Origin of the sequence: Pseudomonas sp. HMWF006 (genome assembly GCF_003061205.1) — a bacterium.
Taxonomy (GTDB): Bacteria; Pseudomonadota; Gammaproteobacteria; order Pseudomonadales; family Pseudomonadaceae; genus Aquipseudomonas; species Aquipseudomonas monsensis.
Map to the genome: position 1 here is coordinate 1 of NZ_QAIU01000172.1, position 3,389 is coordinate 3,389.

4 protein-coding genes are annotated in these 3,389 nt (G+C 57.4%); 1 reads left to right on the forward strand and 3 read right to left on the reverse strand.

What is annotated here, in order from left to right; genetic code table 11:
• A partial coding sequence (locus DBR24_RS31245; RefSeq protein ID WP_218278124.1) for a hypothetical protein occupies nt 1-214 on the forward strand: 214 nt, incomplete at its 5' end.
• Here the strand turns inward: DBR24_RS31245 and DBR24_RS06810 are convergent.
• The 3 genes from DBR24_RS06810 to DBR24_RS06820 form a co-directional block, all read right to left on the reverse strand.
• Nucleotides 190-2,061 (reverse strand): SurA N-terminal domain-containing protein, encoded by a 1,872-nt coding sequence (locus tag DBR24_RS06810; RefSeq protein WP_128614297.1) that lies wholly within the window; start codon nt 2,059-2,061, stop codon nt 190-192. The genes DBR24_RS31245 and DBR24_RS06810 overlap by 25 nt on opposite strands.
• Before the next feature lie 227 nt (nt 2,062-2,288).
• The gene (locus tag DBR24_RS06815) at nt 2,289-2,561 is read right to left on the reverse strand and encodes an HU family DNA-binding protein (RefSeq protein ID WP_003183171.1); all 273 of its coding nucleotides are present in this window, start codon (nt 2,559-2,561) and stop codon (nt 2,289-2,291) included.
• A gap of 148 nt (nt 2,562-2,709) precedes the next feature.
• Nucleotides 2,710-3,389: S16 family serine protease (locus tag DBR24_RS06820; protein ID WP_305888826.1), on the reverse strand; the 680-nt coding region annotated here is incomplete at its 5' end.

Sequence of the window (3,389 nt, forward strand, 5' to 3'; positions counted from 1 at the left end):
GTTACTTTTTCGGCGTCTGGAAAAAGTGACCCGCCGTAAGGGCGGAACCCCAATCAGCAACACCCGCAGCAACGGATATACACACATCCCACCCAAAGCATGGCCGGCCCAAAGGCCGCCACGATTCACAGCCCAAAAAAAAGCCCCGACCAACGAGCCGGGGCTTTCTCATGACAGCTCAAGCAAACATCAGAACCGCTTGATATCCGCCTGACTCTCCAACTGCTTGCGATACGCCGCAAAGTCCTGCTGCCCCTCACGGGAAGCCAGGAAGCGACGATACTGCGCCTTCTCTTCATCCGTCGGCGCAGCCGCTTCGTTAACGCCGTTCAGGCGCACGATCACGAGACTGCCATCCGACAGCGTCACGCTGCTGAACGTCGGCTTGTCCTTGGCAGCCGGCTTCGGCATACGGAACAGCGCCTGCAGCACCGCAGGATCAACCCCCTCTTGCGCACGAGTGGCCGCAGCGGTGGCTTTCCAGCTCTGACCGTCAACCGCCTTGTCCAGCGGCGCCTTGCCCTCACGCAGATCAGCGATCAGCTTCTCCGCCTTGGTCTTGGCAGCCGCACTGGCGTGCTCTTTGGTCAACTGAGTGCGGATGGCCGCAGCGACGCTTTCCAGCGGCAGTTGAGCAGGCTTCAAGTGCTCCTTGGCACGCAGGACGATCACGGTTTCCGGATCGAGTTCGATGGCGGTGCTGTTGGCGCCTTCATCGATCACTTCGGTGCTGAAGGCTGCAGTGACCACGGCACGGTTGGCCGCAACACCTTCGCCGCCTTCACGGCCAAACGGCTTGGAGGTGTGCACGGTCAGCTTCAGATCCGCCGCTGGCTGGGCCAGGTCGGACGCTTCGAATGCGGAGTCTTCCAGTTGTTTGGTCGCCTCGACGAAACGCTGCTCGACCTGCGAAGCTTTCAGCTCGCGAGTCAGCTTGTCTTTCAGGCTGGCCAGGGTCGGCACTTCCGGCGCTTCAACGCCCAGCAGCTTGATCAAGTGGTAGCCGAAGTCGGTGCGAACCGGACCGGACACCTGATCCTTGGCCAGCGAGTACAAGGCTTTTTCGAAAGCCGGGTCATACACGCCAGGACCTGCGTAACCCAGGTCGCCGCCATTGTTGGCCGAACCCGGATCCTGCGAGAACTCCTTGGCCAATGCTTCGAACTTCTCGCCCTTGGCCAGACGCGCCTGGACTTCTTCGATTTTCGCCTTGGCTTGAGCTTCGGTGGTCTTGTCGTTGACTTCGATCAGGATGTGCGCCGCACGACGCTGTTCCGACAGGTTGGCGATCTCTTTCTGATACGCGGCCTGCAGGTCTTCGTCCTTGACGGCAACCTGATCGAAGAACGAGGACTTCTTCAGCTCCAGGTAATCAATGACCACTTGATCCGGGGTCATGAATTCCTTGGCGTGCTCGTCGTAGTAAGCCTTGACCTCGTCGTCGGTCAGTTTGACCGCCGCCGGATCGGCCTTGACGTTCAGCGTGGCGAAATCGCGGGTCTGTTTTTCCAGACGAGCAAATGCCTGCACTTGCGCGTCGGTGACAAAACCACTGCCCGCCACACCGGCGCGCAGTTGGCCGATCAGCATTTCCTGGGCCAGCATCTGGCGGAATTGCATACGGCTGTAGCCCAGTTGACGGATCACCTGATCGAAACGCTCGGAACTGAACTTGCCATCCACCTGAAACTCAGGTGTCTGCAGGATCACTTGATCCAGTGCGCCTTCGGAGAAAGCGAATTTCGACTGTTCGGCGCCTTGCAGCAACAGCTTGCGATCGATCAGACCCTTGAGGGCCGATTCGCGGAGCATTTTTTCGTCGAGCAGCGAAGCGTCGAAATCCTTGCCCAGCTGTTGCATCAGCTGACGGCGTTGCATATCAACGGCCTGGCTCAGCTCGTTCTGGCTGATTTCTTCACCATTGACTTTGGCCGCCTCATTGCTGTGAGTGGTGGCCTTGAAAATGGCATCGAAACCGGTCAGAGCCATCAGTGCAACGATGACCCCGATAATGGTCTTGGCAATCCAGCCTTGTGAATTGTCCCTGATATTCTGCAGCATGCGTCCCCCAGAAACGGTTGAACTTCAAAATTTGGCAACCGTGGAGCGTGGGTAGAATCCGGATAGAAGAAAGGCGCATCCGAGGATGCGCCTTCTCGTAACTGGCGGAGCGGACAGGGCTCGAACCCTCGATCCCGGCGTTACAGGCAACTGCATCAGCTACCTGCTCTACCGCTCCGCTGCCAAGTCAGGCATGACCCCGACCCGGATGGGTAAAAACCTGAAACTTAGTTAACAGCTTCTTTCAGAGCTTTACCGGCTTTGAAACCTGGCTTCTTGGCAGCCGGGATTTCCAGAGTCTTGCCAGTCTGTGGGTTACGACCGGTACGAGCCGGGCGATCAGTCACGGAGAACGTACCGAAACCAACCAGAACAACGGAGTCGCCAGCCTTCAGAGCGCCAGTGACGGATTCGATTACAGCGTCCAGCGCACGGCCAGCAGCAGCTTTCGGGATATCAGCGGATGCAGCGATAGCATCAATCAGTTCCGACTTGTTCACTCTAAGTCCCCTTATATCTATTTTGAGATGATTCTAAGTTTTTTGGTGAAAGCAAAAACGAGTGCTGAATGGCCTACAGACACTTAAGAGCCGCTTTATAACAAGGGCTCTAAAAAGCTGTCAAGGAAGCCCCCCAGGCAAAAACGTATTAATGCGTGCTAATTCTTTCCTTAGAGTCAGACTCACGTTTTTCGTCCTTGGCAACTATCTCCGGAGCCACATCCGGCAAGGGCTCCGGCGCGTATTGCAGCGCAATTTGCAGGACCTCGTCAATCCATTTAACCGGTTTAATCTGCAGATCCTGCTTGATATTGTCAGGAATCTCCTTCAGATCGCGCACGTTCTCTTCCGGAATAATCACAATCTTGATTCCGCCGCGGTGAGCCGCGAGCAGTTTTTCCTTCAGGCCACCGATTGCCAGTACCTGACCACGCAAAGTGATTTCACCCGTCATGGCCACATCGGCGCGCACCGGAATGCCGGTCAATGCCGACACCAGCGCCGTGCACATGCCTACGCCGGCGCTAGGACCGTCTTTCGGGGTCGCCCCTTCCGGCATGTGAATGTGCGTGTCGCGCTTCTCGTGGAAGTCCAAGGGAATGCCCAGGCTCTTGGCACGGCTGCGGACAACGGTGAGCGCTGCTGTGATCGATTCGACCATCACATCGCCCAGCGAACCGGTCTTGATCAACTGACCCTTGCCCGGTACGACTGCGGCTTCGATAGTCAGCAATTCGCCGCCAACCTGAGTCCAGGCGAGGCCCGTCACCTGTCCGATCTGATCCTGTTGCTCGGCCAGACCGTAGCGGAACTTGCGCACACCGAGGA